This is a genomic window from Methylobacterium radiodurans (assembly GCF_003173735.1).
GTDB lineage: Bacteria > Pseudomonadota > Alphaproteobacteria > Rhizobiales > Beijerinckiaceae > Methylobacterium > Methylobacterium radiodurans.
Map to the genome: position 1 here is coordinate 2,993,239 of NZ_CP029551.1, position 22,113 is coordinate 3,015,351.

Consider the following 22,113-nt stretch of genomic DNA (forward strand, 5'->3'; position numbering starts at 1 on the left):
CCGGTTAACCGGGCCGCGGCCGGTGCGGCTTTCCGTCAGCAGGGTCAACGACGGGCTAAAGGGAGCTGAGATCCAGTTCGGTCTGGGACCTCCCGCCGACGCGCGGAGGACCAGGGCAGCGTATCAGCCGCCGGCCGGGCTCCGGAGGCTCGCGCCGAGATCCATGCCGACCGCTTCGGCGGCCCGGGCATCGAGAAGGCCACGCAGGGCGGCCGCGAGTTCCGCCTCCTGAAGCGGCTTCTCGAGGCGCGGCTTGGCCGCGTATCGCGGCAGGCGGCCGACGCGCACGTCGCCGGTGACGAACAGGTAGGGCACGCCGAGCGCGTCGAGCCGGTCCGCCAGGGGGTAGACCGTGTCCTCGGCGCCGAGGCCGACATCGAGGTTGATGTCGAGCACGGCGGCGTCGAGGACCTGCCCGACGATCAGCGCGAGCGCCTGCTCGATGCGGGCCACCGGCCCGACCACGCTCGCCCCGGCCCCGCGCAGCCAGCGCTCCATCTCGACTGCGACGACGTAGTCGTCCTCGACCAGCAGGATGTGCAGGCCGGCCAACTGTGGGTCAGCGTCGATCATGGACAGTCCCGAGGGCAAGATCCCAAAGGCTGCCACTGCGGAGCGGACGGACAACAAACTGGATCAAGATGGCCCTCCGCGCGGTCCGCGATGCGGCGTCGCGGCCGAGCGCTCAGGGCGCGGCGCGGGGTACCGTGGTGGAGGGCTGATTGTCCGTCGGCCCGGTCCGCAGGAACGTGAGGACGATGCCGGCGACGCTCAGGAAGAGGGCGGCGGCGAAGATGACGAATAACCAGCGGGGCATGCCCCGCATCTAGCGCGCGGGGCCCCGCCGGCGAGGGGACGGCGGGGCCGGACCGAATCAGGCCGCCTTGCGACGGCTGCCGGCCTCGCGCTCGGCGAGGGCACCGGGGCGTCCGAGACCGATCTGCTTGGCGAGCGCCGAGCGCTGCGCGGCGTAGGCTGGAGCGACCATCGGGTAGTCGTCGGGCAGCCCGTAGCGCTGGCGGTAGGAGCGCGGATCGAGGCCGTGGGTGGTCAGGTGGCGCTTGAGCGTCTTGTAGGTCTTGCCGTCGATGAAGCTGATCAGGCCCTCATCGGTGACCGACTTGCGGATCTGGGCGGCGGAAGGCTTCTCGACCGGCTCCTCGGCGGGAGCGCTGCCCACGCCCGCGCCCGCGTGCGTCAACCGCAGCAGCGCGGCGTGCACGCCGGCGATCAGACCACCGAGCTCGGCCGCAGGAACCGAGTTGTTCGAAACGTAGGCCGACACAATGTCACCCGTCAGCACGACGATATCGGGAGTCGAGTCAGACAATTCTTCTGTCATTTCTTGATGTCCTAGGAGAAGCCCCTCGGGGCTTAAGAACACGGATTACACACAGAGATCAAGGCGTAGCGCACACAGTAGCCAAGCGGTCCGCTCAGATCTCGTGGAAGCACTCACAAGAATCCGGGACGAACTTCCTGTCGCCGCCAAACGTGCAGCGATGCGTGCGCCGCAGCACAGAGCGGCAGCCGCTGGTCACACATCCTTACCACCCGCTCCGCCCTTACGGGCACGCGCCGCGCAACCGGACAAGACCGAAGAGGGCCGTCGCTTCGGCGGTGCGGGCTGCGACCGATTGTGCACTGCGGCAACGTTCTTGCCTCGACCACGCTCGCTTCGGGGCGCCCGATAGCCTCCCGCGCGAACACGGCAATTCCCAGAGGACATGAGAACAGAGAGATCCGCGATGTTCACCAAGGCGTTCACCTACGCGATGATCGGCGTCTTCTCCTGCGGGCTGATCGCGACCTTCGTCGGATCGGCAGACCTGCTCCTGAACGCCCACTGATCCGGACCGATCGGCGGCCCGCCCGGAAACCCGCGCCGGGCGGGCCGTCGCGCGTCAGCCCCGGCTGTTCGGGGCCCCGCGAGTTCCTTGCCAGAGTCCGCGGCGGAGGGCCGACAGTCGTTCGAGCAGTCACGTCGGCCACCCGCTCGATCGGCCATTTGAAAGACAGATCCATGCACTTCGCCGGCGGGGGCAAGCCAGGATCTTAACCGCCTGTTTACCGACGTTAACCAAGTCTCAGCCTGCCGCGACCGCCTCCGGGTCACGGCGGTCGGGGACGGGGGCTGGGCGTCACATGGAAACGACGAGGAAGCTGCGCTGGGAGCGACCCGCCGGGCTCGCCACCGGGCCGCACCGACCCGACCCACTCGCCAGCCTCGTGCGCCTCGTCCGGTCGCCCACCGGCGGGCCGGACGCCCCATCGCCGGCCTCTCACGAGGATTGGGCGGGCCTGATCGACCGGGTGCGCGCCGCCGCCGGCCGTGCCCGCGAGGCGGAGGCCCACGCTCTCGACCGCGAGCAGCAGATGCAGGACCTGATGCGGCAGGCGCGCGCAGAGGTCGACGCAGCGGAGGGGCGCGTGCGTGCCGCCGAGATCCGCGCCGCAGCGGCCGAGATGCACGCCGAGACCCGCATCCGGGAGGCGGAGACGCGGGCCGAGCAGGCCGAGGCACGCGCCCGCGCGGCCGAGGACTGGTTGATGCGGATCCACGAGACCGTCGTCAGCGAGTTCGCCGATCTCGACGGGGAGGACGAGCGGTGAGAGAGGCCGCGGAACACCGTGCCGAGCCGTTCCCAGGACCGAACCACCCGGCCGGGCTGACCCCGCTGCAGCGCCTCGTCGCCCTGGGTGACCAAGAGCGGATCGTCCACCTGTTCGGAACCGCGACGGGCGGGGCCGACCTCTCCGACCCGGAGGCCGACCTCGAGGGGCCGGCCGCGATCCAGCTGATCCGCGAGGCTGGCGGGCGGATCCGGCGAGAGCGGGCGGAGGCCGAGGCCGCCGGGCAGCGCGCCCGCGCGGCGGAGGCTGCGGCCGAGACAGCCGAGCACCGGGCCGAGACCGCCGAGGCCGCGCTCGCGGTCGCCCAGGCTGCGGCAGAAGCCGCGGAGGCGCGGGCCCTGCGAGCCGAGGAGGAGGCGAACAGCGCCCGCGACGCCGCCGCCGAGGCCCGGCTCTGGCTCCGCCGCCTCGTCGCCTGCCTGAAGACCGAGTTCGAGGCCGTGCCCGAGGCCTAGGCGAGCCGCCCCTGAGGCCTTAGCCGGTCGAGCTGCAACCGAAAAAGCTCTCCGTCCTCGTTTTGACGCGCTCTTTCGCCGAACCGGCCTCCATCTCGGCGGAGAGCGCTCTAGGGCCGCACCGGGGCCTCAGGCGCGGGCGGGATCGGGCGCGGCCGACCGGCCTCATCGATGGCCACGAAGGTGAAGGTCGCCGCGGTCACTCGCTCGCGGACCTGAGTGCAGAAGCGCCGGGCCCAGGCCTCGACGGCAATCTTCATCGAGGTGCGGCCCACCTGCACGACGCGGGTGTAGACGCAGAGCACGTCACCGACCCGCACGGGGCGGATGAAGGTCATGGCGTCGAGCGCCACGGTGACGACCCGCCCCTGGGCGCGGTCGACGCCTGCGATGCCGCCGGCCTGATCCATCTGCGAGAGGACCCAGCCGCCGAAGATGTCGCCGTTGGCGTTGGTGTCGGCCGGCATCGCAATGGTGCGGACCGTGAGGTCCCCCTGCGGCCGCTCGTCGGGCAGCGTTTCAGCGTCCATGAGGTCCATGCCGCACCTTCCCCATCGGCCATCAGAACCGATTCGGGGGCCGCTGTCAGCGCCCGGACCGGGTCAGGGCATGAAGCCGGCGAGCTTGAGACCGGCGGCCAGGAACACGGCGGCGGCGCAGACGAAGCATTCGAGCGGCACGGCCTGCCAGAGGTCGTGCGAGCGGGCGCGGCGCAGCGCGGCGGTCTTCATGGGGCGTCTCCTCACGGGCGGCCGGTCTTGCCGCCAGCCGCTCCGTTGCGCCCGATTCTACATCGGAGCGGCGCGAAACACAGCGCATTCTGCCGATCCAACAGACATCGGCGCCGCTTTGTGAGGCATCTGCGCCTGGGCCAAGAAAAAACCCGACCGCTCGCGGGAGCGGCCGGGCGGGTCCGGGCAAGATCAGTCCAGAGCGATCAGTAGTAGAAGCGGCGCGGGCCATAGAACCGGCGCGGACCGTAGAACCGGCGGGCGTAGTAGGGGCGGCGGTAGTACACCCGCGGGCGGTAGAACCGGCGGGCGTAGTAGGGACGGCGGTAGTAGCGGCGCGGGCCGTAGTAGAACTGCGCCTTCTCGGCGACGGGCGCGGCACCTGCCACGAGGGCCGGATCGGGACCGACCGGAGCGGCGGAGGCCCCATGCGGCGTGGCGGCCGCGAAGCCCAGGACCAGCAGGGCGGCCAGCAGGAATTTCCTCAACACGTTCACAGCTCCTCGGTGACGGAGTTCGAGCGGGAGATGGCCCGACGCCGCGAAACGCCCGGACCGTCCGAAGCGTTGCACGGTTTGTCGGTGGACGTACATCAGGCGATCCGGGTGGTCATGTCGACGGTCGGTGCGGCGGCGCTCTGCTTGACCAGGGCGATACCGTGCTCGCAATCCTCCCGGCGGGCGTAGCCCTCCGCGGAATCGGCCACGACGTTGCCGTTCTGCACCCGCAGACGCCACCGCCACTGACCACCCGCATCCCGATACAGCTCGAACCGCATGGTCTGGCCGGGGCTCCCTACACGTACGACGGAGGGGAGATGGCGCGCCGCGCGGCCAGGGCCAGCCCCCGGAAACGCGAAACGCCGCCCCGCGATGCGGGACGGCGTTTCGGTGATCAGCCTGCGAGCCGGATCAGGAGCGCGGGGCGCGCTCCAGCCAGCCGATGGCACGGCCCTCGCCCCCGCCCTGCGGGCGGTTGCCACGGCGCGCCTGGCCGCCCGCGGGGCGGCCGTCCGGGCGCGCCGCCCGATCCTGGCGAGGCTCCTCGCGGCGGCCCTGCTGGGGACGGCCTTGCGGCGGCCGGCCCTGACGTCCGGGCTCGCCGGGACGCGCGGCCTGCGGCCGGCCCTGGCCGCCGGCACCCTGTGCGTGACGCGCCTGACCCTGGCGGGGCTGGCCCTGGCGCCCGCCGTTGCGCTGCTGCGGCCGCTCGGGCCGGCGCTCCTCGGAGGCCGCGATCTCGGCGGCCTCCTGGCGGGACGGCGGGGTGAAGCCCTCGGGGAAGCCCGCCACCGGCACCTTCTGGCGGGTCAGGCGCTCGATGTCGCGCAGATACGCCTTCTCCTCGTCGTTGCAGAACGAGATGGCGAGGCCGTCTGCCCCGGCCCGCGCGGTGCGCCCAATGCGGTGGACGTAGCTCTCCGGCACGTTCGGCAGGTCGAAGTTGACGACGTGGGTCACGCCCTCGACGTCGATGCCGCGGGCGGCGATGTCGGTGGCCACCAGAACGCGGCAGGTGCCGTCGCGGAAGGCGGCCAGCGCCCGCTCGCGCTGGGGCTGCGATTTGTTGCCGTGGATCGCCGCGCCGACGATCCCGACCTTGTCGAGCCCGCGCACCACGCGGTCGGCGCCGTGCTTGGTGCGGGTGAAGACCAGCACGCGGTCGATCTTCGGATCGCGCAGGATGTGGCCGAGCAGCGCCTGCTTGGCACCGGTGTGAACGAACATCACCTGCTGCTCGACGCGCTCGGCGGTCGTGGCGACGGGGGTGACGGCGACCTGCACAGGATCGGAGAGGTACTGCTCGGCTAATCCAGCGATGTTCTTCGGCATGGTGGCCGAGAAGAACAGGCTCTGGCGCTTCTGCGGCAGCATCCGCACGATGCGCTTGAGGGCGTGGATGAAGCCGAGGTCGAGCATCTGGTCGGCCTCGTCGAGGACGAGGATCTCGACGCCCTCCAGCGTCAGGGCGCGCCGGTCGACGAGGTCGATGAGGCGGCCCGGGGTGGCGACGAGCACGTCGACGCCCGGCGCCAGCGCCCGCTCCTGGCGGCCGATGGTGACGCCGCCGAACACCACGGTGGTGGTGTAGGGCAGGTGGCGGCCGTAATCGGCGAAGGAATCGGCGATCTGGTTGGCGAGCTCGCGGGTCGGCGAGAGCACCAGCACCCGGCAGCCGCGGCGCGGGGCGCGGCGGTCCGAGAGCGAGAGCCGGTGCAGGATCGGCAGCGCGAAGGCCGCGGTCTTGCCGGTCCCGGTCTGGGCGATGCCGCACAGGTCGCGGCCCTGCATGGCGGGGGGAATGGCCTGCGCCTGGATCGGCGTGGGCGCGGTGTAGCCGGCCTCGCTGAGGGCCCGGAGCACGGGCTGGGCGAGGCCGAAATCGGTGAACTGGGTCAAGTCGGATGTCTCGTTGCAGCAGGACCGCGCGGCGCGCGGCCTGTCTGGCGGCGCGGAACGATGTAGCGGTCCCTGGAGCAGGAGGCTGCCCGCGTGATGGGGCGGCCCGGGTGCATGCACGAATGAAGAGGGGGGCCGGAGCCTCCAGGCCGCTCGTGCGGTCCCGCGAATCCGTCACGCAGCCCCCTCAAGCGGACCCTGGTCGGCCGCTGACGCTGCGCTGCAGTTATGCGGTGCCGCAGCTGCGAAGTCAATGGCGCGCTTCCGAGGCCGGCGTGCGACCTCCGGCTGAAGACAGCGGCACGGTCGAACCGGACGGCATCATCGCGGCGCAGTTCGGCGCAGCCTACCTTGTCTGAGCCGCGAGCCGTCAGGCCCCCTCGTCGAAGCGGCTGCGGAAGAACACCTCGCGGCCGGCTCCGTCGATCACCCGCACGGCCTCGGCAGGCTCGCCCGCGCGCTGGGGCACCCGGGCGCGGGCGAAGAGCCGCAGCGCCCGCTCCTCGGCCCCGGCCAGATCCTCGACCCGCACCGAGACGCGGGAAAGGACGGAATCGGGCTCGGCGCGGTCCGCTGCGCCCAGGATCTCGATGTGGAAGGTCTCGCGCGCGCTCAAACGGTCCGCCAGGTCGGGGGAGGGGGCCTCGGGGTTTCCGGGCCGGGCCGCATGAGATAGGCGCTCCCCATGAATCCGCTCAAGGCCGGACTGATCGTCCTCATCTGCCTGATCCTGTTCTGGCTCGGCGTGCGGCTGGCGCGCCGCGCCATCGATCTCGGCATCGCGGCGGGCTACGAGGCCGAGCGTCGGCGCAAGGAGGACGAGGAAGGGCGTTAGGGCCGGACCTGGGCTCGACCTTGTCGCGGGCCGCTTAGCGTAGGAGGCACCCTACCGCCGGGGGCGAGGGCGAGGGTTCCGGCCGCTGGTGGGCGGGCCTCTCACCCCGGGAACCCGCCCGTCTGGCGCAGAGCCTCGCCGACCACCAAAGCGGCCGCGACCGCGACGTTGAGCGAGCGCATTCCGGCCCGGATCGGCACCACCACGCGGGCATCTGCCGCCGCGTGCACGGCTTCCGGAACACCCGCCGATTCCCGCCCCATCAGCAGACAGTCGCCATCCCGAAAGCCGAACGCCGTGTGGGGCAGGGCGCCCGCCGTTGTGGCGAGCACGAGGCGGATGCCCTCCGCCCGGCGCCAGCCCTCGAAGGCCGCCCAGGAGCGGTGCCGCGTCACCGCGACGTGGTCGAGATAGTCGAGGCCCGAGCGGCGCAGGTGCCGGTCCGAGACGTCGAAGCCCGCCGGCTCGATGATCTCGACGGCGACGCCCAGACAGGCCGCCATGCGCAGAAGCGTGCCGGTGTTCTGCGGGATGTCGGGCTGGTAGAGGGCGAGACGGAGCATGGCTACGGAGTTGGCGGCGGAGGCGAGGACGCGCAGGGCAGGTCTGCGCGCCGCGGCATCGCCCCGCGCTTGGCCCCGGGTCAAGCGGGCTTACCTAAGGGGACCCGCCTCGAGCCCCCGTGACCCTGATGTTCCTCGACTGGCTCGAGCGCCGCATCGACCCGTTCGCACCCTTCGAAGAGGGTCGGATGCCGCCGAAGACGGTGCTCGGCTTCGCGCGCTTCTACCTGCACCCGATCCGCTGGGCGCTCTTCGCCCTCTTCGTGATCGCGGTGATCGCCGGCACGGTCGAGGCCTCGCTCTACCTCGTGATGCGCTGGTTCGTGGACCTGTTGACGAGCGCCGACCGCGCCACCGTCCTGCAGGACCACGCGCTCGGCATCACCCTGGCGCTGGTGCTCGTCGCTCTGATCCGCCCGGTCTCGATCTGGCTGCACGAGGTACTGTCGAACCAGCTCGTCGTACCGCAATCGACCAACCAGATCCGCTGGCGGGCGCATCTCTACACGCTCGGCCACTCGCTGTCGTACTTCCAGGGCGACTTCGCGGGCCGGCTCGCCAACCGGGTGGTGCAGGTCGGGCCGGCGGTGCGCGAACTCGCGGTCGTGTTCATCGACACGCTGCTCTACGTGGCGATCTACGCGGTGACCGCGGTCGGGCTGTTCGGCTCGATCTCGCTCTGGCTGGCGCTGCCCGCCGTGATCTGGGTGGTGGCCTACGCCTGCCTGACCGCGTGGTTCGTGCCCCGCGCCCGGGCCCGCTCGCACCGCACCGCCGATACCCGCTCCACGGTGATTGGGCGCGTCGTGGACAGCTACACCAACATCCTGACGGTGAAGCTCTTCGCCCGCGACCGCGAGGAGCGCGCCGCCGTACGCGAGGCGGTGGACGTGCACACGCAGGCGTATCTGCACCAGTTTCGGCTGGTGACGCTGACCACGACGCTGCTCGGCCTCCTCAACAGCGCGCTGCTGATCGCCACGGGAACCGCCTCGCTGCTCCTGTGGCAGCGCGGCGCCATGAGCACCGGCGAGGCCTCGGCGGGGCTCGCGCTCGTGCTGCGCCTCATCGCCATGTCAGGCTGGGTGATGCAGACGGTGCGCGGCGTGTTCGAGAATGTCGGCGTGATCCAGGAGAGCATGCAGACGATCAGCCGGCCGCACGCGCTGGTTGACGCGCCGGGCGCCAAGACGCTCGCGGTCCGGGGCGGCGGCATCCGCTTCGAGGGGGTCGGCTTCCATTACGGGCGCGGCGACGCCAACGTGATCGAGGACCTCTCGCTCTCGATCCGCCCCGGCGAGAAGGTGGGGCTGGTGGGCGTCTCTGGCGCGGGCAAGAGCACCATCGCGTCGCTGCTCCTGCGGCTCCACGACGTCGAGAGCGGGCGCATCCTGGTCGACGGGCAGGACATCGCGGGGGTGACGCAGGAATCCCTGCGCGGCGCCATCGCGATGGTGAGCCAGGACACCTCGCTGCTGCACCGCTCGATCCGCGACAACATCGCCTACGGCCGCCCGGACGCGACCCAGGCGGAGATCGAGCGCGCGGCGCGCCTGGCGCATGCCGACGGCTTCATCGCCGACCTCGTCGACCACAAGGGCCGGCGCGGCTACGACGTGCAGGTCGGCGAGCGCGGGGTGAAGCTCTCGGGCGGCCAGCGCCAGCGCATCGCCATCGCGCGGGTCATCCTGAAGGACGCCCCGATCCTGATCCTCGACGAGGCGACCTCGGCCCTCGACAGCGAGGTCGAGGCCGCGATCCAGGACGCGCTCGACACCCTGATGCAGGGCAAGACCGTGCTGGCCATCGCCCACCGGCTCTCCACCATCGCGGCGCTCGACCGCCTGATCGTGATCGACCGCGGCCGCATCGTGGAGGAGGGCACCCATGCCGAGCTGGTGGCCCGCGGCGGCCTCTATGCCCGGCTCTGGACACGCCAGTCCGGCGGCTTCCTGCCCGACCGGGACGCGGAACGACACGTTTCCGACGCCTTGGGCGGCTAGAAAATCCCCATATCATCCGGCGCGGCAGGGCCGCGCCGTCCTCGTATCCGAAGAGATCCTCCGATGCCGGCACTCGACCTCGCGGGCTTCCCCGCGCGGGAAGGGGCCCCGTTGCGCCGCCCCTGGCTCCGGGAACTGCGCGCGACGCTCGCGCTCTCGGCCCCCCTCGTTCTCATCAACCTCGCCCAGCACGGCCTGATCATGGCCGACGTGGTGATGCTCGGACGCCTGGGCGCGGAACAGCTCGCTGCGGCGACGCTCGCGCACGGGCTCTACTTCATCCTGTTCATCGGCGGCATCGGGCTCACCAGCACGGTGGCGCCCCTGATCGCCGAGGCGCTGGGGCGCGAGCCCGGCGCGACCGACCCGGTGCGCCGCACCCTGCGGGCGGGCTTCTGGGCGGCGACGCTCATCGCCGCGCCCATGATGGTGCTGCTCTGGTACACGGGCCCGCTCTTGGCCGCGATCGGCGAGCCCCCCGCGCTGGCCGAGGCCGCCGGCGCCTACATGCGCGTGCTGCAATGGGCGATGTGGCCGGCCCTGCTGTTCATGGGCCTGCGCGGCGCGCTCGCCGCGCTCGAGCGGCCGGGCTGGGCGTTGGCCGCCAGCCTCGCGGCCCTGCCGCTCAACGTCGCGATAGGCATCTGGCTCGCCTTCCCGGCGAGCAACGCCTTCCCGACAGGTCTCGATCTCGGCATGGCGGGCGTCGGGCTCGCCACCGTGACGGCGGCGACGTTCAGCCTCGTCCTGCTCATCGCGGTGGTGCTCTGCGACCGCCGGCTGCACCGTTACCGCCTGTTCCACCGCCTCTGGCGGTTCGACCCGGTGCTGCTCGGCCGCGTCTTCCGGCTCGGCCTGCCAATCGTGGCGACGGGGCTTGCCGAGGCCGGGCTGTTCGAGGCCGCGGCGCTCGGCATGGGCCTGTTCGGTGCGACCCAGCTCGCCGCCCACGCGGTGGCGATCCAGATTGCGGCCTTCTGCTTCATGGTGCCGAACGGCGTCGCCCAGGCCGCGACCGTGCGGGTGGGGCTCGCCTACGGGCGGCGCGACGGTGCGGGCGTGCGCCGCTCCGGCCTCGTGGCGCTCGGCCTCGCCTTCTGCTTCATGACGCTCTGCGCGGGCGTCCAGCTCACCGCGCCCGCGACCCTGACGGGCCTGTTCCTCGATCTCGGCGCGCCCTCGAACACCGGGGTGCTGCCGGTCGCGGTCGCCTTCATCGGCTTCGCGGCGCTCTTCGCGGTGGCCGACGGGGTGCAGTCGGTCTGCCTTGGCATGTTGCGCGGCCTGCAGGACACGACGGTGCCGATGTGGGTCGCGGTGGGCGGCTACTGGGGCCTCGGCGTCCCGCTCGGCGCAGGCCTCGCCTGGGGCGCCGGGTTCGAGGGCTACGGCATCTGGACGGGCTTCTGCGCCGGGCTGTTCGTGGTGGCGGGGCTCCTCCTTCTGCGCTGGCGCCGGCTGACCACGGGCCTCCTGCCGCGGCCGGCGGCCGGCTAGCGCGGACATCGCAGCGCATCCCCGCTCTCCGCGCGCGATGACGAGGGGGATCCCGACCCGCACAGCCCCCCGACCGCGCCCCGGAAGCTACATCCGGCCCCGCTTTCCTGCCGCGGTGCGGGAGGAGCCCTGTCCCCGCCTTGACTTCGGGCGACGGGCGGTCGCATTGCACAGTTTAGAACGATCGTGCTGTGGTCCCCTACGGATCACCGGCTCCGCGCGCGCGGGCGGCACGCCTCGTCGGCTACGGTGAGAACACCCGCTCTTCTTGGGAGGCACGAGACCTTGGCGAACACGACTGCCGCCGCGCCCGCCGGCGCCGCCCCGCAGGAGGGCACCCGCCGGGACTTCCTCTTCCTCGCCACTGGTGCCGGTCTCGCGGTCGGCACCGTCGCGGTGGCCTGGCCCTTCGTCGCCTCGATGGCGCCGGACGCCGCCACCATCGCGGCCGGTGCGCCGCTGGAGGTCGATCTCTCGCCGATCAGCGACGGCCAGATCATCAACGTGTTCTGGCGCGGCAAGCTGATCTTCGTGCGCAAGCTCACGGAGAAGGAGATCACGGACATGAAGGCCGTGCCGGTCTCCCAGCTGATCGACCCGGCCGCCGCCGACACCCGCGTCAAGAAGGGCCACGACCAGTGGCTCGTCGTCTACGGCAACTGCACGCATCTGGGCTGCGTGCCGATCGGCCATTCCGGCAATTTCGAGGGCTGGTCCTGCCCCTGCCACGGCTCGCAGTTCGACGCCCTCGGGCGCGTGCGCCGCGGTCCCGCCCCCACCAACCTGCCGATTCCGCCCTACGCCTTCCAGTCGGACACCAAGATCCGCATCGGCGAGGAGGGCGGCAAGGCCGCCGCGTGACGAGAAGAGGCTACCGAGCCCCCGGAGGATCCCCACCATGAGCGCACACGGCAATACCTACGTGCCGCGGAGCCGGCTCGCCAAGTGGTTCGAGTCGCGGCTGCCGATCGTCGGCCTCGTCCACTCGTCGTTCGTCGCCTTCCCGGTGCCGCGCAACCTGACCTATTTCTGGACCTTCGGCGCGATCCTGATCGCGTTCCTAGGCATCCAGATCATCACCGGCGTCTGGCTGGCGATGCACTACGAACCCTCGGCCAAGGGCGCCTTCGATTCCGTCGAGCACATCATGCGCGACGTGAACTACGGCTGGCTCCTGCGCTACGCGCACGCCAACGGCGCCTCGATGTTCTTCGTGGCCGTCTACGTCCACATCTTCCGCAACCTCTACTACGGGTCCTACAAGGCCCCGCGCGAGGTGCTCTACATCCTGGGCGTCGTCATCTACCTCCTGATGATGGCCACCGCCTTCCTCGGCTACACCCTGCCGTGGGGCCAGATGAGCTACTGGGGCGCCACCGTCATCACCAACATCCTGGCGGCGATTCCGGTGGTCGGCGACACGATCCAGAGCCTGCTCTGGGGCGGCTACTCGGTCGGCAACCCGACGGTGAACCGCTTCTTCTCCCTGCACTTCCTGCTGCCCTGGATGATCGCGGGCGTCGTGGTGCTCCACGTCTGGGCGCTGCACGTCACGGGTCAGAACAACCCGACGGGCATCCCGATCAAGTCCTCGAAGGACGCGGTGCCGTTCACCCCCTACGCCACGATCAAGGACGTGTTCGCCGTCGTGGTGTTCATGATCCTGTTCGCGTGGTTCATCTTCTACCAGCCGAACTATCTCGGCCACGCCGACAACTACGTCCCGGCCAACCCCGCCGTGACCCCCGCCCACATCGTGCCGGAATGGTACTTCCTGCCCTTCTACGCGATCCTGCGCGCGGTGCCCTCGAAGCTCGGCGGCGTGATCCTGATGTTCTCGGCGGTGCTGATCCTGGCGCTCGCGCCCTGGCTCGACACCTCGCGGGTGCGCTCGTGCAACTACCGGCCGATCTACCGGCAGTTCTTCTGGGTGTTCGTGGCGGTCTGCATCATCCTGGGCTGGCTCGGCGCCAAGCCCCCGGAGGGCGGCTACGTCATCGCCTCGCAGATCTGCACGGCCTACTACTTCGCCCACTTCCTTGTCGTGATGCCGCTGGTCGGCCTGTTCGAGACGCCGACCCGTCTGCCGGGCTCGATCCTCGAGAGCGTGACGGGACCGGGCAAGCAGGTGAGCGGGTCGGGGCTACCCGCGGGCGCCGCCGCCGCACCGACGACCAAGGGCTGAGACGAGGGCAAGAGACGCGATGACGATCCGCACGCTCCTCGCCGCGACCCTGGTCGCGGCCTCCCTCGGCGGCGCCCTGATGGGCGCCCCGGCCCGGGCCGACGACGGCCACACGCCCCAGCCGCCCCGCCAGAAGTGGAGCTATGCCGGCGTGTTCGGCAGCTTCGACCAGGGCCAGCTCCAGCGCGGCTTCCAGGTCTACAAGGAGGTCTGCTCGGCCTGCCACAGCATGAAGCTCGTGGCCTTCCGCAACCTCGCGGAGCCGGGCGGGCCCGGCTACTCGGCCGCCCAGGTCAAGGCGCTCGCCGCGACCTACCAGGTCAAGGACGGGCCGAACGATTCCGGCGAGATGTTCGAGCGGCCCGGCCGCCCGGCCGACCGCTTCCCGCCGCCCTTCCCGAACGACCAGGCGGCGGCCGCCGCCAACGGCGGCAAGGCGCCGCCGGACTTCTCGGTGCTGGCCAAGGCCCGCACCTACGAGCGCGGCTTCCCGTGGTTCGTGCTCGATGCGCTGCCCTTCACCGGCTACTCGGAGCAGGGCGTCGACTACATCCACGCGCTGCTGGTCGGCTACGAGGACCCGCCGAAGGGTACCGAGGTGCCGGACGGCGGCCACTACAACAAGTACTATCCCGGCCACATCATCGCGATGCCCAACCCCATCAGCGAGGGTCAGGTCAGCTACCCGAAGGGCGACGACGGCAGGCCCGTGGTACCCGAGACGGTGGACCAGTACGCCAAGGACGTCTCGGCCTTCATGGCTTGGGCGGCCGAGCCCCACATGATGGCCCGCAAGGCGCTGGGTCTGCGGGTGATCCTGTTCCTGATCGTGCTGGCCGGCCTGCTCTACTACGTGAAGAAGCGGGTCTGGGCGGATGTCGGCGGCGAGACCCACGGTCTCCAGCCGGAGCTGCACAAGACGTACTGAGCCGCGCGCCCTCCCCCCGCAGCGGGGAGAGGGAGGGCGTCACGGGTCGCGGGATCGGTCAAGGACACGCGGCTGCGCTTCGTCGGACAAGTGTGTTACGGGCCCCGCACGGGGCCCGTTTCCATTTGGGGCCGCCATGACAGGCGCGAGAAGGACGGTGACATGACGGCGGCGGTGCTCGGCGTGATCGGCGGCTCCGGGGTCTACGACCTGCCGGGTCTGGAGGACGTGCGCGAGGAGGCCGTCTCCTCACCCTGGGGCGAGCCCTCGGACGCGCTGCGCGTCGGCCGGATCGGCGAGACCAAGATCGTGTTCCTGGCCCGGCACGGGCGCGGCCACCGCCTCTCGCCCGCCGGCATCAACTACCGGGCCAATATCGACGTCCTGAAGCGGGCCGGCGTCACCGACATCGTCTCGCTCTCGGCCTGCGGCTCGTTCCGCGAGGAGCTGCCGCCCGGCCTGTTCGTGCTCGTCGATCAGTTCGTGGACCGCACGCACGGGCGCGCCACCTCGTTCTTCGGCAACGGCTGCGTCGCCCACGTCTCCATGGCGCACCCGGTCGGACCGCGCCTGCAGGACCGGATCGCGGCGGCCGCGAAGGCCGAAGGCATCGCGGTCGCCCGCGGCGGCACCTACGTGTGCATGGACGGGCCGCAATTCTCCTCGCTCAGCGAGTCCAAGGCCTACAAGGCGCAAGGCTTCGACGTGATCGGTATGACCAATATGCCGGAGGCCAAGCTCGCCCGCGAGGCCGAGATCACCTACGCGACGATCGCGATGGTGACCGACTTCGATTGCTGGCACCCGGGCCACGACGCGGTGGACGTGGCCGCCGTGGTGGCGGTGGCGCGCGCCAACGCCGACAAGGCCGCCCGCCTCGTGGCGCGCCTCGCCCGCGACTTCCCGGCGACGCGCGAGGACTGCCCGGCCGGCTCGCACCGGGCACTCGACGGCGCCATCATGACGGCCCCGGCCGCGCGCGACCCCGCGCTGACGGCCAAGCTCGACGCGGTGGCGGGGCGGGTGCTGGAAGGCTGAGCGCGTTGCTCTCTCCCCGCGGACCTCGGGCTTGCCCGAGATCCGTTCCCCGGTGCCCAAGTCGGGCAGGCCCGACTTCGGGTGTGGTGGGAAGCGGGGCATGCCCCGAACGGTGCGCTTCCCTCCACACCCGAAACCACACTAGAAGACCCCGAGACCTCCGGACCGGCCAGCACCTGTCCCCAACCACCCGCGAAACGTAGAAGAATGCGCAGCGCCAGCATCAGCCGGAAGACGGCGGAGACCGACGTCAGCGTCTCGATCGACCTCGACGGGACCGGGCAGGCGCGGATCGCCACCGGCATCGGCTTCCTCGACCACATGCTGGAGCTGTTCGCCCGCCACGGCCTGTTCGACCTCGACATCAAGGTCGACGGCGACCTGCACGTCGACCAGCACCACTCGGCAGAGGATTGCGGCATCACCCTGGGGCAGGCCTTCGCGAAAGCGCTCGGCGACAAGCGCGGCATCGCCCGCTACGCCGACGTGCACCTGCCGATGGACGAGACGCTCTCGCGCGTCTGCATCGACATCTCGGGCCGGCCCTTCCTCGTCTTCCGCACGAGCTTCCGCGTCGAGAAGATCGGGCAGTTCGACACCGAGCTGGTGCGCGAGTGGTTCCAGGCCTTCGCGATGAACGCCGGCATCACGCTGCACGTCGAGACCTTCTACGGCGACAACGCCCACCACATCGCCGAGAGCTGCTTCAAGGGCCTCGCCCGCGCCCTGCGCAAGGCCGTGGCGCTCGACCCGCGGGAAGAGGGCCGAGTGCCCTCGACCAAGGGCTCGCTCTAGGAGAACCGGATGCGGATGCGCAGCTACACGCTCCACCTGCCCCCCGAGGCCCGGCCCGGCGAGGCCTACGGGCTCGACCGCGCGGTGATCGTGCAGGACGGCTTCTCCTGGCCGGCCTTCGCCTTCTCGGTCGCGTGGTTCCTGTTCCACAGGCTCTGGCTCGCGGCGCTGATCGTCGGGCTCAGCCTCGCCGTGGTCGCAGGGCTCGGCCACCTGCTCGGACTCTCGCGCATCGCTGCCACGCTGATCAGCCTGCTCGTCTCCATCCTCATCGGACTGGAGGCCTCGTCGCTGCGTCGCTGGACGCTCGCCCGTCGGGGCTGGCCGGCGCGCGACGCGGTGCTGGCGGGAAGCCCCGCCGAGGCCGAGGCCCGGGTGATGGCGCGCTGGCTCGACCCGGCGACCCGACCGCCCGCGCCCCAGCGCCCGGCCTTCGCGGGCGAGCGCGATCCGGTGATCGGCCTGTTCCCGGCGAGCGAGGCTGCTCGGTGAGCGAGACCGTCGCCATCATCGATTACGGCTCGGGCAACCTGCACTCGGCCGCCAAGGCCTTCGAGCGCGCCACCCGCGAGGCCGGGCTCGACAGCCGCATCGCGGTGACGGGCGATCCCGACGTGGTCGCCGCGGCCGACCGGGTGGTGCTGCCCGGCGTCGGTGCCTACGCCGATTGCCGGCGTGGCCTCGACGCGGTGCCCGGCATGGTCGCGGCGATGGAGCGGGCCGCCCATGAGCGGGCGCGGCCCTTCCTCGGCATCTGCGTCGGCATGCAGCTCCTGGCGACGCGGGGCCTCGAATACGCGGTCACGCCCGGTCTCGGCTGGATCCCGGGCGATGTCGGGCCGATCCGTCCGGCCGACCCGGCGCTGAAGATCCCGCATATGGGTTGGAACACGCTCGCCGCGGGCAGCCATCCCCTGCTCGCCGGAATCCCGACGGGTCCCGAGGGGCTGCACGCCTACTTCGTGCACAGCTACGCCCTGAAGGCTGACCGGCCGGAGGACGTGGTGGCCGAGGTCGATTACGGCGGGCCCGTCACCGCGATGGTCGCCCGGGACAACGTCGCCGGAACGCAGTTCCACCCCGAGAAGAGCCAGCGCCTGGGCCTCGCGCTGCTCGCCAACTTCCTCAAGTGGCGTCCCTGAGGGCCGGCAGATCCTTCTGGGACGAAAGGGTTTTTCGCGTGATCCTGTATCCGGCCATCGATCTGAAGGAAGGGCGCTGCGTCCGCCTCGTGCAGGGAGACATGGCGCGCGCCAAGATCTTCAACGACGACCCCGCCGCGCAGGCCGCGGATTTCGAGACGCAGGGCTTCTCCTGGCTCCACGTCGTCGATCTCGACGGCGCCTTCGCGGGCGAGCCGCGCAACGCCGCCGCCGTGGACGCGATCCTCGCCCGGGTCTCGCTCCCGGTGCAGCTCGGCGGCGGCATCCGCGACATGAAGACCCTCGACGCCTGGATCGCCAAGGGGATCGCCCGGGTGATCATCGGCACGGCCGCGGTGCGCGATCCGGCCTTCGTGCGCGAGGCCGCGCGCCGCCATCCCGGCAAGGTCGCGGTCGGCATCGACGCGAAGGACGGCCGCGTGGCCGTCGAGGGCTGGGCCCAGACCTCCAGCATGACCGCCGAGGAATTGGGTCGGCGCTTCGAGGACGCGGGCGTCGCGGCGATCATCTACACGGACATCGCGCGCGACGGCATCCTGAAGGGGCTCAATGTCGAGATGACGCTGGCGCTGGCCCAGGCCGTGAAGATCCCGGTGATCGCTTCGGGCGGCCTCGCCTCGATCGACGACGTGCACCGCCTGCTCCAGCCCGACTGCGCGCTCATCGCCGGCGCGATCACGGGCCGCGCCCTCTACGACGGCCGGATCGACCCGCGCGCGGCGCTCAAGGCCATCGCTCAAGCCGGCCGGGCCGGCATGTGATAGGCTGAAGCCTCGACAGGATCGCGCCAGGAGGCGGCGATGAGCGCCGTGAAGGCGGCGGCCCGGCCGCAGGAGGCCGGGACCGCCTACGAGGACGACTTCTACACCTGGACGCAGGAGCAGGGCGCGCGTCTGCGCGCCGGCGACTTCGCGGGTCTCGACCTCGAAAACCTCGCCGAGGAGATCGAGACCTTAGGGCGGACCGAATTCAACAGCCTGGTCAGCGCCTGGCGCGTGATCCTGCTGCACATGCTGAAATGGGACCATCAGCCCGAGCGCCGGACGCGAAGCTGGGCCATATCGATCCGAACGCACCGAAACAGGGCGGCGGACGTGCTGAAAGACAATCCCGGTCTGAAGAGTCGCCTGACGGATTCCCTGGTGCGGGCCTATCGCGATGCGCGAGACGAGGCCTCGGGTGAGACGGGCCTGCCCATCAGGGTCTTCCCGACCGCCTGCCCCTACACCCGGGAGGAGATGCTCGCGCGCCCCTTCCCGGCCGACCCCGACGACACGACCGACTGAGATCCCGTCTTGCTCAAGACCCGCATCATCCCCTGCCTCGACGTCAAGGACGGCCGCGTCGTCAAGGGCGTGCAGTTTCTCGAACTCCGCGACGCGGGCGATCCCGTGGAGGCCGCCAAGGCCTACGACGCGGCCGGCGCGGACGAGCTCTGCTTCCTCGACATCACCGCGAGCCACGAGGCCCGCGGCACGCTGCTCGACGTGGTGAGCCGCACGGCCGAGGCCTGCTTCATGCCGCTGACCGTCGGCGGCGGCGTGCGGGCCGTGGAGGACGTGCGGGCGCTGCTGCTCGCGGGTGCCGACAAGGTCGCGATCAACACGGCCGCCGTGAAGGACCCGGATCTGGTGGCCCGCGCGGCGGAGAAGTTCGGCGCGCAGTGCATCGTGGTGGCGATCGACGCCAAGCGCGTCTCCGGTCCCGGGGAGCCGGCCCGCTGGGAGATCTTCACCCATGGCGGGCGCAACCCGACCGGGCTCGACGCGATCGCCTTCGCCCGCACGGTTGCGGCCAAGGGGGCGGGCGAGCTGCTCGTCACCTCGATGGACCGGGACGGCACCCGCTCGGGCTACGACCTAGCGCTGACCCGCGCGATCACGGACGCGGTCGCCGTGCCGGTGATCGCCTCGGGCGGCGTCGGCGGCCTCGACGACCTCGTGGCGGGCGTGGCCGAGGGAGGCGCCAGCGCGGTGCTGGCCGCCTCCATCTTCCACTTCGGCCAGCACAGCGTGGCCGAGGCCAAGGCCCATATGGCGGCGGCCGGCCTCGCCATGCGGCTCGACGCGTGAACGGACGCGGGCCGCGGATGCGGCCTCGGTACGAAAGACGGATGGGGAGGCCCCATCATCTGTTAGCCGGGCGGCTTGCTCCCGGGCGGACGTTGACGCAATTTCCCGCCACACGCGGCGCCGTTGCGGGCCCCCAGATGCACGGTGTTGCATGAGTGATTACACCCTGAACGATCTCGCGCGGCTGGTCGCGAGCCGCGCCGGGACCTCCCCGGACGCCTCCTACACGGCCAAGCTCCTGGCGGGCGGCCCCGCCAAGGCCGCCAAGAAGCTCGGCGAGGAGGCGGTGGAGGCCGCCATCGCCGCCGTGCAGGGCGACCGCGCCGGGCTGACGGCCGAGGCCGCGGACGTGCTCTACCACCTCGTCGTGGTGCTCCAGGCGGGCGGCGTCAGCCTCGACGCGGTGATGGCGGAGCTGGAGCGACGCACGGCCCAGAGCGGGCTCGCCGAGAAGGCCGCGAGGCGCCACACATGAGCTTCGCGCCGGCCCCGATCGGCGAGACCGGCCAGGATCCGGTGACCGGCGCGGGCTCGGACCGGCTCTCGCCCTATCGCCGCTTCAGCCGGGACGAGTGGGCGAGCCTGCGCGCCGACACGCCGCTCACCCTCTCGAGCGAGGATCTGACCCGGCTTCAATCGATCAACGACCCCATCTCGATCGAGGAGGTGGTGGCGATCTACCTGCCGCTCTCGCGCCTGCTCTCGCTCTACGTCGCGGCGACCCAGGGGCTGTTCAAGGCGACGCAGCGCTTCCTCATCGCAGAGCGCGAGCGCAAGGCCCCCTACATCATCGGGCTCGCGGGCTCGGTCGCGGTCGGCAAGTCGACCACAGCCCGCATCCTGGCGGCGCTGCTCGCCCGCTGGCCCAACACCCCGAAGGTCGATCTCGTCACCACGGACGGCTTCCTGCTGCCGAACGCCGAGCTCGCCGCCGCCGGCCTGATGGAGCGCAAGGGCTTCCCCGAAAGCTACGACACGGCCGCCCTCCTGCGCTTCCTGCACGACGTGAAGTCCGGCCACGGCCGCGTGACGGCGCCGCTCTACTCGCACCTCGTCTACGACCGGGTGCCCGGCGAGGAGCGGGTGGTGGAGAGCCCCGATATCCTGATCGTCGAGGGGCTGAACGTGCTCCAGCCCGCCCGGCTGCCGCGGGACGGCACGGCGATCCCCTTCGTGTCGGACTTCTTCGACTTCTCGATCTACCTCGACGGGCACGAGGACGACCTGCACCGCTGGTACGTCACCCGCTTCATGAAGCTGCGCCAGACGGCCTTCCGCGATCCGCGCTCCTACTTCCGCAAATACGCCGAGGTGCCGGAGGCGGAGGCGCTCGCCATCGCCGACCGGCTCTGGACCACGATCAACCTGCCGAACCTCGTCGAGAACATTCTGCCGACGCGCCAGCGCGCCAGCCTGATCCTGTCGAAGGGCGCGAGCCACCGCATCGAGAGCGTGGCGCTGCGCCGGCTCTGAGGCGCGATCAGGCGAAGGGAAACTCGGCCTCGGCAATGTAGGGACCGCCCCCCGTCGATTCGCGGGCCGAGAATACGGTGACGGCGTGGGCCTCGAAGCGCAGCGGCTCGAACAGGCCGCTCTGGGCGACGTACATCGCCACCGCCTCGGGGCTCGCCTCGCGCTTCAGGCGCGCGAGCGTGACGTGGGGCGTGAACCGCCTCGTCTCGGGCGCGACGCCGGCCCGGCGCACCAGCCGTTCCTGCTCGGCCTGCAGGTCCATCAGGCCCGGATCCTGGGCCACCGCCGCGAAGAGCGCCCGCGGCCGGTCGCCCCCGAAGGCGCCGAGCCCCTCCAACACGACCGAAACCGGATCCCGCGCGCGCAGGCCGGCGAGCGCCTCCAGCACGTCCTCGGCCACGTCCGCGTCGATGTCGCCGAGGAAGCGGAGCGTGACGTGGTAGTCGGCCGCCTCGACCCAGCGGGCGCCGGGCAGGCCGCCGCGGAAGCGGGCGAGGCGCTCGCCGATCTCCGAGGGCACGGCGAGCGCGGTGAACAGGCGCGGCATGGTCCGGCTCCCCTCAGCGCTCGGGCTTGCCGAGCCGGGTGAGGAAGCTCTCAACCGTGGGCAGGATGCCGGCCACGATCGCCTCGACGCCCCGCGGGTTCGGGTGCAGGCCGTCGTCGAGGTTGAGGCCGCGCTCGCCCGCGACGCCCGCCAGGAAGAACGGGTAGAGTACCAGCCCGTGCTGCTTGGCGAGATCGGGATAGATCGCGTCGAAGCGGGCGACGTAGTCCGGCCCGAGATTGGCCGAGGCCCGCATCCCCGCGAGCAGGACTGGAATGCCGCGGCCTTTCAGCCGCGCGATGATCGTGTCGAGCGCCTTCCGGGTCACCGCGGGGTCGGTGCCGCGCAGCATGTCGTTGGCGCCGAGTTCGAGGATGACGCCGTCGGTCCCGTCCGGCACCGACCAGTCGACCCGGTCGAGCCCGCCCGTCGAGGTGTCGCCCGAGACGCCGGCATTGGCGACCGTGACGGTGTGTCCCTTCTTCTTCAGCTCCCGCTCCAGAACCGCCGGGAAGGCGGCCTCCGCCGGCAAGCGATAGCCGGCCGTGAGGCTGTCGCCGAGCGCCACGAGGTTGAGCGGACGGGCGGTCTGCGCCCCCGCCGGGAGCATGGCCGGCATCAGCAGCACCAGGACGGCGAGGAGGAGAGCACCGAGACGGGGCAGACGCCGCGCGGCAGAGCCATCATGGCGCACCCGCCTTCCATCCTCTTGGCGTGCGCCCGGAGATGAGCCCATATCGCCCCCGCAACAGCCGGGTGTCGTCGCGCACCGATTTCGCTGCCGCCACACCCGAG

General features: G+C 71.4%; 29 protein-coding genes. 17 read left to right on the forward strand and 12 right to left on the reverse strand.

All coding sequences use genetic code 11. From position 1 onward, the window contains the following. Positions 1-123 precede the first annotated feature (123 nt). From DK427_RS13990 to DK427_RS13995, 3 genes are all read right to left on the reverse strand, one after another. Positions 124-573: a response regulator gene (locus tag DK427_RS13990; protein ID WP_109951795.1), complete on the reverse strand. Its 450-nt coding sequence runs from the start codon at positions 571-573 to the stop codon at positions 124-126. 112 nt (positions 574-685) lie between these two features. Continuing rightward, positions 686-817 (reverse strand): hypothetical protein, encoded by a 132-nt coding sequence (locus tag DK427_RS27370; protein WP_281276951.1) that lies wholly within the window; start codon positions 815-817, stop codon positions 686-688. Positions 818-874: 57 nt separating this feature from the next. Beyond that, positions 875-1,342: a Ros/MucR family transcriptional regulator gene (locus DK427_RS13995; RefSeq protein ID WP_109951796.1), complete on the reverse strand. Its 468-nt coding sequence runs from the start codon at positions 1,340-1,342 to the stop codon at positions 875-877. An 803-nt stretch (positions 1,343-2,145) separates the two neighbouring features. Here DK427_RS13995 and DK427_RS14000 point away from each other — a divergent pair. Continuing rightward, entirely contained in the window at positions 2,146-2,613 is a 468-nt protein-coding gene (locus DK427_RS14000; protein ID WP_109951797.1) for a hypothetical protein, read from the forward strand. Continuing rightward, entirely contained in the window at positions 2,610-3,089 is a 480-nt protein-coding gene (locus DK427_RS14005) for a hypothetical protein (RefSeq protein ID WP_109951798.1), read from the forward strand. Before DK427_RS14000 ends, DK427_RS14005 begins: the two co-directional genes overlap by 4 nt. A gap of 110 nt (positions 3,090-3,199) precedes the next feature. On the opposite strand, the gene DK427_RS14010 is transcribed toward DK427_RS14005, so the two are convergent. The 6 genes from DK427_RS14010 to DK427_RS14030 all read right to left on the reverse strand — a co-directional run bounded on the left by DK427_RS14010 (position 3,200) and on the right by DK427_RS14030 (position 6,835). Further along, entirely contained in the window at positions 3,200-3,619 is a 420-nt protein-coding gene (locus DK427_RS14010; protein WP_109954159.1) for an acyl-CoA thioesterase, read from the reverse strand. A 72-nt stretch (positions 3,620-3,691) separates the two neighbouring features. Then, positions 3,692-3,820, reverse strand: coding sequence for a hypothetical protein (locus tag DK427_RS27375; protein ID WP_281276952.1), 129 nt, complete (start codon positions 3,818-3,820; stop codon positions 3,692-3,694). Positions 3,821-4,026: 206 nt separating this feature from the next. After that, positions 4,027-4,311 carry a hypothetical protein gene (locus DK427_RS14015; RefSeq protein WP_109954160.1) on the reverse strand — a complete coding sequence of 95 codons (285 nt, stop codon included), beginning with the start codon at positions 4,309-4,311 and terminating at the stop codon, positions 4,027-4,029. A 101-nt stretch (positions 4,312-4,412) separates the two neighbouring features. After that, positions 4,413-4,598 carry a YegP family protein gene (locus tag DK427_RS14020; protein WP_109951799.1) on the reverse strand — a complete coding sequence of 62 codons (186 nt, stop codon included), beginning with the start codon at positions 4,596-4,598 and terminating at the stop codon, positions 4,413-4,415. A gap of 133 nt (positions 4,599-4,731) precedes the next feature. Beyond that, the gene (locus tag DK427_RS14025; protein WP_109951800.1) at positions 4,732-6,219 is read right to left on the reverse strand and encodes a DEAD/DEAH box helicase; all 1,488 of its coding nucleotides are present in this window, start codon (positions 6,217-6,219) and stop codon (positions 4,732-4,734) included. A gap of 370 nt (positions 6,220-6,589) precedes the next feature. Continuing rightward, positions 6,590-6,835, reverse strand: a complete 246-nt coding sequence (locus DK427_RS14030; RefSeq protein WP_109951801.1) for a hypothetical protein — start codon at positions 6,833-6,835, stop codon at positions 6,590-6,592. A 69-nt stretch (positions 6,836-6,904) separates the two neighbouring features. On the opposite strand from DK427_RS14030, the gene DK427_RS26370 reads away from it, so the two are divergent. Next, the gene (locus tag DK427_RS26370; protein WP_162559802.1) at positions 6,905-7,054 is read left to right on the forward strand and encodes a hypothetical protein; all 150 of its coding nucleotides are present in this window, start codon (positions 6,905-6,907) and stop codon (positions 7,052-7,054) included. Positions 7,055-7,155: 101 nt separating this feature from the next. On the opposite strand, the gene DK427_RS14035 is transcribed toward DK427_RS26370, so the two are convergent. Beyond that, the gene (locus tag DK427_RS14035; protein WP_109951802.1) at positions 7,156-7,617 is read right to left on the reverse strand and encodes a tRNA (cytidine(34)-2'-O)-methyltransferase; all 462 of its coding nucleotides are present in this window, start codon (positions 7,615-7,617) and stop codon (positions 7,156-7,158) included. Between the two features lie 128 nt (positions 7,618-7,745). Between DK427_RS14035 and DK427_RS14040 the strand changes: the two genes are divergently transcribed. From DK427_RS14040 to coaA, 14 genes are all read left to right on the forward strand, one after another. After that, the gene (locus DK427_RS14040; RefSeq protein ID WP_109954161.1) at positions 7,746-9,620 is read left to right on the forward strand and encodes an ABC transporter ATP-binding protein; all 1,875 of its coding nucleotides are present in this window, start codon (positions 7,746-7,748) and stop codon (positions 9,618-9,620) included. A gap of 63 nt (positions 9,621-9,683) precedes the next feature. Further along, positions 9,684-11,117, forward strand: a complete 1,434-nt coding sequence (locus DK427_RS14045; protein WP_109951803.1) for an MATE family efflux transporter — start codon at positions 9,684-9,686, stop codon at positions 11,115-11,117. A gap of 285 nt (positions 11,118-11,402) precedes the next feature. After that, positions 11,403-11,978 carry a ubiquinol-cytochrome c reductase iron-sulfur subunit gene (petA, locus tag DK427_RS14050; protein ID WP_109951804.1) on the forward strand — a complete coding sequence of 192 codons (576 nt, stop codon included), beginning with the start codon at positions 11,403-11,405 and terminating at the stop codon, positions 11,976-11,978. A 37-nt stretch (positions 11,979-12,015) separates the two neighbouring features. Then, positions 12,016-13,302, forward strand: a complete 1,287-nt coding sequence (locus tag DK427_RS14055) for a cytochrome b (RefSeq protein WP_109951805.1) — start codon at positions 12,016-12,018, stop codon at positions 13,300-13,302. 19 nt (positions 13,303-13,321) lie between these two features. Then, complete coding sequence (locus DK427_RS14060; RefSeq protein ID WP_109951806.1) at positions 13,322-14,230, forward strand: cytochrome c1; 909 nt, start codon at positions 13,322-13,324, stop codon at positions 14,228-14,230. A 162-nt stretch (positions 14,231-14,392) separates the two neighbouring features. Further along, positions 14,393-15,268 (forward strand): S-methyl-5'-thioadenosine phosphorylase, encoded by an 876-nt coding sequence (locus DK427_RS14065; protein WP_109951807.1) that lies wholly within the window; start codon positions 14,393-14,395, stop codon positions 15,266-15,268. 207 nt (positions 15,269-15,475) lie between these two features. Next, positions 15,476-16,063: an imidazoleglycerol-phosphate dehydratase HisB gene (hisB, locus tag DK427_RS14070; protein WP_109951808.1), complete on the forward strand. Its 588-nt coding sequence runs from the start codon at positions 15,476-15,478 to the stop codon at positions 16,061-16,063. Positions 16,064-16,078: 15 nt separating this feature from the next. Beyond that, positions 16,079-16,555, forward strand: a complete 477-nt coding sequence (locus DK427_RS14075) for a DUF2628 domain-containing protein (RefSeq protein ID WP_109954162.1) — start codon at positions 16,079-16,081, stop codon at positions 16,553-16,555. Next, positions 16,552-17,205 carry an imidazole glycerol phosphate synthase subunit HisH gene (hisH, locus tag DK427_RS14080; RefSeq protein WP_109951809.1) on the forward strand — a complete coding sequence of 218 codons (654 nt, stop codon included), beginning with the start codon at positions 16,552-16,554 and terminating at the stop codon, positions 17,203-17,205. Before DK427_RS14075 ends, hisH begins: the two co-directional genes overlap by 4 nt. Before the next feature lie 38 nt (positions 17,206-17,243). After that, positions 17,244-17,987, forward strand: coding sequence for a 1-(5-phosphoribosyl)-5-[(5-phosphoribosylamino)methylideneamino]imidazole-4-carboxamide isomerase (gene hisA / locus DK427_RS14085; protein ID WP_109951810.1), 744 nt, complete (start codon positions 17,244-17,246; stop codon positions 17,985-17,987). Between the two features lie 39 nt (positions 17,988-18,026). Then, positions 18,027-18,512, forward strand: coding sequence for a DUF29 domain-containing protein (locus DK427_RS14090; RefSeq protein ID WP_109951811.1), 486 nt, complete (start codon positions 18,027-18,029; stop codon positions 18,510-18,512). A 9-nt stretch (positions 18,513-18,521) separates the two neighbouring features. Then, entirely contained in the window at positions 18,522-19,298 is a 777-nt protein-coding gene (gene hisF, locus DK427_RS14095) for an imidazole glycerol phosphate synthase subunit HisF (RefSeq protein ID WP_109951812.1), read from the forward strand. Positions 19,299-19,449: 151 nt separating this feature from the next. Further along, positions 19,450-19,773 (forward strand): phosphoribosyl-ATP diphosphatase, encoded by a 324-nt coding sequence (locus DK427_RS14100; protein WP_109951813.1) that lies wholly within the window; start codon positions 19,450-19,452, stop codon positions 19,771-19,773. After that, entirely contained in the window at positions 19,770-20,771 is a 1,002-nt protein-coding gene (gene coaA, locus DK427_RS14105; RefSeq protein WP_109951814.1) for a type I pantothenate kinase, read from the forward strand. The genes DK427_RS14100 and coaA overlap by 4 nt, the downstream gene beginning before the upstream one ends. Before the next feature lie 7 nt (positions 20,772-20,778). Here the strand turns inward: coaA and thpR are convergent, their stop codons facing one another. Continuing rightward, positions 20,779-21,318 carry an RNA 2',3'-cyclic phosphodiesterase gene (gene thpR / locus DK427_RS14110; protein WP_109951815.1) on the reverse strand — a complete coding sequence of 180 codons (540 nt, stop codon included), beginning with the start codon at positions 21,316-21,318 and terminating at the stop codon, positions 20,779-20,781. Between the two features lie 13 nt (positions 21,319-21,331). Beyond that, entirely contained in the window at positions 21,332-21,937 is a 606-nt protein-coding gene (locus DK427_RS14115; RefSeq protein WP_245931022.1) for an arylesterase, read from the reverse strand. Positions 21,938-22,113: the final 176 nt, after the last annotated feature.

Bases quoted from the DNA above. Each gene is read 5' to 3' on its own strand.
- DK427_RS13990 (WP_109951795.1), bottom strand. From the start codon at position 573: ATGATCGACGCTGACCCACAGTTGGCCGGCCTGCACATCCTGCTGGTC.
- DK427_RS27370 (WP_281276951.1), bottom strand. From the start codon at position 817: ATGCCCCGCTGGTTATTCGTCATCTTCGCCGCCGCCCTCTTCCTGAGC.
- DK427_RS13995 (WP_109951796.1), bottom strand. From the start codon at position 1,342: ATGACAGAAGAATTGTCTGACTCGACTCCCGATATCGTCGTGCTGACG.
- DK427_RS14000 (WP_109951797.1), top strand. From the start codon at position 2,146: ATGGAAACGACGAGGAAGCTGCGCTGGGAGCGACCCGCCGGGCTCGCC.
- DK427_RS14010 (WP_109954159.1), bottom strand. From the start codon at position 3,619: ATGGACGCTGAAACGCTGCCCGACGAGCGGCCGCAGGGGGACCTCACG.
- DK427_RS27375 (WP_281276952.1), bottom strand. From the start codon at position 3,820: ATGAAGACCGCCGCGCTGCGCCGCGCCCGCTCGCACGACCTCTGGCAG.
- DK427_RS14020 (WP_109951799.1), bottom strand. From the start codon at position 4,598: ATGCGGTTCGAGCTGTATCGGGATGCGGGTGGTCAGTGGCGGTGGCGT.
- DK427_RS26370 (WP_162559802.1), top strand. From the start codon at position 6,905: ATGAATCCGCTCAAGGCCGGACTGATCGTCCTCATCTGCCTGATCCTG.
- DK427_RS14035 (WP_109951802.1), bottom strand. From the start codon at position 7,617: ATGCTCCGTCTCGCCCTCTACCAGCCCGACATCCCGCAGAACACCGGC.
- DK427_RS14040 (WP_109954161.1), top strand. From the start codon at position 7,746: ATGTTCCTCGACTGGCTCGAGCGCCGCATCGACCCGTTCGCACCCTTC.
- DK427_RS14045 (WP_109951803.1), top strand. From the start codon at position 9,684: ATGCCGGCACTCGACCTCGCGGGCTTCCCCGCGCGGGAAGGGGCCCCG.
- DK427_RS14055 (WP_109951805.1), top strand. From the start codon at position 12,016: ATGAGCGCACACGGCAATACCTACGTGCCGCGGAGCCGGCTCGCCAAG.
- DK427_RS14060 (WP_109951806.1), top strand. From the start codon at position 13,322: ATGACGATCCGCACGCTCCTCGCCGCGACCCTGGTCGCGGCCTCCCTC.
- DK427_RS14065 (WP_109951807.1), top strand. From the start codon at position 14,393: ATGACGGCGGCGGTGCTCGGCGTGATCGGCGGCTCCGGGGTCTACGAC.
- hisB (WP_109951808.1), top strand. From the start codon at position 15,476: ATGCGCAGCGCCAGCATCAGCCGGAAGACGGCGGAGACCGACGTCAGC.
- DK427_RS14075 (WP_109954162.1), top strand. From the start codon at position 16,079: ATGCGCAGCTACACGCTCCACCTGCCCCCCGAGGCCCGGCCCGGCGAG.
- DK427_RS14090 (WP_109951811.1), top strand. From the start codon at position 18,027: ATGAGCGCCGTGAAGGCGGCGGCCCGGCCGCAGGAGGCCGGGACCGCC.
- DK427_RS14100 (WP_109951813.1), top strand. From the start codon at position 19,450: ATGAGTGATTACACCCTGAACGATCTCGCGCGGCTGGTCGCGAGCCGC.
- coaA (WP_109951814.1), top strand. From the start codon at position 19,770: ATGAGCTTCGCGCCGGCCCCGATCGGCGAGACCGGCCAGGATCCGGTG.
- thpR (WP_109951815.1), bottom strand. From the start codon at position 21,318: ATGCCGCGCCTGTTCACCGCGCTCGCCGTGCCCTCGGAGATCGGCGAG.
- DK427_RS14115 (WP_245931022.1), bottom strand. From the start codon at position 21,937: ATGCCGGCCATGCTCCCGGCGGGGGCGCAGACCGCCCGTCCGCTCAAC.